The organism is Cyanobium sp. NIVA-CYA 375, from assembly GCF_056108345.1.
The window spans coordinates 1-3,375 of sequence record NZ_JBSYHW010000138.1 but is presented as its reverse complement, the minus strand read 5'-3'; the positions used below and the strand labels follow the sequence as shown (position 1 = coordinate 3,375).

Genomic DNA, 3,375 nt, shown 5'->3' with positions numbered 1-3,375 from the left:
TCCTCTGACTGCTCCTGTTCACCCTCCGGAAAGGGTCACAGGACCTCCTGAGTTACACCACTCGGAGGGGCGCTACCCAGCGCCGCCGCCAGCTGCAGACCCTGCGCCTGTCCTGCAAGAGCGAGGCCTACGCCGCCATTCGCCAGGGACAGCTTCCCTTCTCCCTCGACCAGATCCGGCTGGAACGGCCGGCTAAGCAAGCGGAGACCAGGTCTGCGGCCCACGGCACGACAGCCGACTGGGTGCATCCGGAGCTGGCCCAGGTGCTGACGCCCAACCCCAGCGGCGACAGCCATCCCCACCCGCTGGAGATCGACCTGCCGCCCTGGATCCTGGCCCGCGGCGTCGCCCTGCGCCGCTGGCTCTTCTCCCACGGCAGTGCCCTACGCATCGAGGCACCGGAGGCCTTACGGCAGGAGCAGCAGGGCCAGGCGCTGGAGATGCTGGCTTTGGCTCAGCGACGCCCAGGCAGCTGAGCTTGAACGTGGGATTGGGCTTACCGTTGAGGTGTGGCTCCGTGTTGTCAGCGCAGGCCACCTGCCGCCATGACCCCTGCCGATTACGCCACTGAACAGCCCGAGGCTCCCTTCTCCGTGCGCCGCAGGCAGCGCGGGGGACGACGCATCGTGCAGGTGAGCAGCTCGCTCAGCGCTATGGATGCTCTGCGGGCACGGATCCGTTCGCAGAGCAAAGCCGTGGCAGAGCACATCGCCAGCGATGCGGAGGCCAGTGCCTTCATTGCCGACTGGGCCACGCCTGAACCCCTCGACCGCTGAAGACAGGCGTGGACTTGAGGGCTGGGCAGATCATCACAGTTGATTGGCGCAAAGATCCAAACGACCCTGGGCTGAACCCTCTGCCTCCCGAGCCCAACAAGCTGCGGCCAGCTGTAGTCGTGCAGGACTGCGAGCTGTTTGACCCTGCCTATCCAACAGTGCTGGTGGTGCCGATGACTGGCGACCCCTCGCTAGCGATGGCCGATCTGACTGTCGTGCTCCAACCCAACAGCACCAACGGCTGCAGGAAGGTGAGCTATCTGCTGCCACAGAACCTGACCTGTGTGGCCAAGACTCGCATCACAGACGCCACCGCTTGCTGCGTGACTCCCATCGAGCTGCAGCAACTCCGCCAGCTGGTTGTGTTGGTGATCGGTGGCTTCTCTTGAAGAGCGGCAGGCAGCTCAACCGAGGAGCAGCTCACTCCTCTTCTGTACTGCCCAAAGGAATCAGCTTGATCTGCTTTTTGCCCAGCTTGATCTCGAACTCATCACCTGGCTTGAGATCGAGCATGGCGGTGTAGGCCTTGCCCACCATGAGATTGCCGTTGAACTGGATCTTGGTGGTGTAGCTCAGCTTGCGGCCACCTTTGCCAGTGCTCCTGCCGGCGCTATCGGTGCCAAGGTTCACTCCCTTGGCATTTAGCAGTGCCTCGTAGAAGGCAGTGAAGTTGAGGCGCTCGCCGCCATCTTTTTTGGTACTCAAGTATCCGCATTCGCGCACCAACTCAGACTTGGAGACGTCGCCTAGCTCCTTGACTTTGGCGAGCAGCTCGGGGCCGGCAAACATGGTGAATTTTTCAGTTATTTTATAATATGCTAAAGCCGCATGATATGTCAATCTACTGCTTCAGTAGACAAGCTTTTGCTTCCAAGGCCTCCGCAACAACCAGTAGTGCAGCTACGAAATATGGGAAAAGATGACTGTCAACGGAGTGCTTCGCAGGCTTCTCCATCGCCATTGCTATCTAGATAGCTATGCCCCTGGCGCAGCAGCTCCTGGGCTTTGGCATAGGAGCCGATGTCCTTGCAGCGGTAACGGCGGCCACCGGGTGTTGTGCCATCAGGAATAACGGCTGCGCGGCGTCCGCGCCGGAAATCCCAGGGCCGGGTGATGCCGCCTGGCTTGAGCACCACAACGCAAGGGAAGTTCAAGGAGCGGATAAAGCCTCCAATTACTGAGCCCCAGGGCTAGGGCATGGACTGGCTTGGTCTAGCCAGTCCATGCCCTAGCCCTGGGGGAGACCCGCTGACCAGACACTGTTCGATGAGCTAGTCATGGTCAACAGGTGGCTTTTTCTATGACCACGCGATGGAGATCGGCTTCCTCCTGCTGAAAGAATAGCCAGGCAATCGGGAAGAATGTCATGTATCGATTGTAAACCTCAAGACCTACTAAAGCTATGGCCTTGTTGCGGTTTGCGGCTAGTCGGTCATACCAGGCTTTGATCGTTGGCTTGTAATCGTGAATGGAATCATGGGTAACCCTGAATCCCGCGCCCTCGGCGGCCTCGATATGGTTGCGGTGCATCGACAACATACTTCCGGGAAAAAATAACTCGAGAACCGCCACAGATATTGGGTAGGGATCAGATCTGTAGGAGAAAAACTGATGTACAGCTAGTCCTCCTGGCGCTAGCGCATCGTGCATCTTTTGGTATAAAGATACTAGCTCAGCTGGCCTCACATGTTCTAGCGCGCCAATTGAAAAGAGCCGATCGTATGGCGCGCCGACAAATGGCTCAGTGATGAAATCGGAAAGAGTAACGCTCAATCCTTCTTGTTTTTGAGCATAAGTTAGTTGCTCTTGGGATAACGTAAGACCTATTAACTCACCGCCGTGACCCGTCTCGCGAAGAAATTTGAGCATGCTCCCCCAGCCGCATCCTAGGTCCAGAATCTTTTCACTACCAGACAGCTTTAGCAGCTCACGCATATACTCAGCCTTGTGGACTTGCGCCTCTTCTAGTGTTTCCTGGTTGTCATGAAAATCAGCACATGTATAAAACTTGTATTGCCTATCCAGGAATAGCGCATAGAACTCATTGGATACATCGTAATGAGCCTCGATTCCGCTGGCATGGTCCTCCTTGAGCATCGCATCTAAATAGGCCTTTCGCCTAGGTCTCGGCGGGTAGGCGCGCACTAGCCTTTCTAGCCATGCCGGCTTTGGATCTGTCCAATACTTCCAGTTCTCAAGCAGGGGTAGCGGCTCAGGAGAATGAATTCGAAAATTTGCAAGTGCATAGAGTGGGCCGTGGTCAATAAGCTCTGAAGCAAATCTTTGTAGTCTTTTGGCTCCACCCGCTTGATCATGAGCGCGATATTCCTTGTCAAGAAAGGAATAGGCCAACTGGCTTCCAGACATGGTACCGAAATTTATTTATATTTATAAAGTAGCAACCGAAACTTGATTAAAGAATTCTGCAGCACTTCTGCTCTCAATTCGCTGCGTTTGTCTCGAGGCTGAAGCGCTATCTGGGCAGGTGGTGAGCCTTAATTACCCACCAATCACTCTGTCTACCCTAACGACCTGCTCCGGGACCCCCCATCGACTTGGAGAGGCGAGAAGCCCTCCGCGAGCTGGTCATGGCCAGCTC

General features: G+C 56.5%; 7 protein-coding genes. 3 read left to right on the top strand and 4 right to left on the bottom strand.

The annotated features are described in order from the left end of the window. Positions 1–35: 35 nt before the first annotated feature. Positions 36–224 (bottom strand): hypothetical protein, encoded by a 189-nt coding sequence (locus AC01FP_RS16635; protein WP_474481778.1) that lies wholly within the window; start codon positions 222–224, stop codon positions 36–38. A gap of 18 nt (positions 225–242) precedes the next feature. Here AC01FP_RS16635 and AC01FP_RS16630 point away from each other — a divergent pair, with 18 nt between their 5' ends. From AC01FP_RS16630 to AC01FP_RS16620, 3 genes are all read left to right on the top strand, one after another. Further along, positions 243–476 carry a hypothetical protein gene (locus AC01FP_RS16630; protein WP_474481777.1) on the top strand — a complete coding sequence of 78 codons (234 nt, stop codon included), beginning with the start codon at positions 243–245 and terminating at the stop codon, positions 474–476. 69 nt (positions 477–545) lie between these two features. Beyond that, positions 546–776, top strand: coding sequence for a hypothetical protein (locus AC01FP_RS16625; RefSeq protein WP_255142736.1), 231 nt, complete (start codon positions 546–548; stop codon positions 774–776). An 8-nt stretch (positions 777–784) separates the two neighbouring features. Beyond that, complete coding sequence (locus tag AC01FP_RS16620; RefSeq protein ID WP_474481776.1) at positions 785–1,165, top strand: type II toxin-antitoxin system PemK/MazF family toxin; 381 nt, start codon at positions 785–787, stop codon at positions 1,163–1,165. Positions 1,166–1,196: 31 nt separating this feature from the next. Here the strand turns inward: AC01FP_RS16620 and AC01FP_RS16615 are convergent, their stop codons facing one another. The 3 genes from AC01FP_RS16615 to AC01FP_RS16605 all read right to left on the bottom strand — a co-directional run bounded on the left by AC01FP_RS16615 (position 1,197) and on the right by AC01FP_RS16605 (position 3,128). After that, on the bottom strand, positions 1,197–1,565 hold the full coding sequence (locus AC01FP_RS16615) for an AbrB family transcriptional regulator (protein WP_474481775.1): 369 nt from the start codon (positions 1,563–1,565) through the stop codon (positions 1,197–1,199). A gap of 137 nt (positions 1,566–1,702) precedes the next feature. Next, entirely contained in the window at positions 1,703–1,930 is a 228-nt protein-coding gene (locus AC01FP_RS16610; RefSeq protein WP_474481774.1) for an excalibur calcium-binding domain-containing protein, read from the bottom strand. A 127-nt stretch (positions 1,931–2,057) separates the two neighbouring features. After that, positions 2,058–3,128, bottom strand: coding sequence for a class I SAM-dependent methyltransferase (locus AC01FP_RS16605; protein WP_474481773.1), 1,071 nt, complete (start codon positions 3,126–3,128; stop codon positions 2,058–2,060). Between the last annotated feature and the right edge of the window lie 247 nt (positions 3,129–3,375).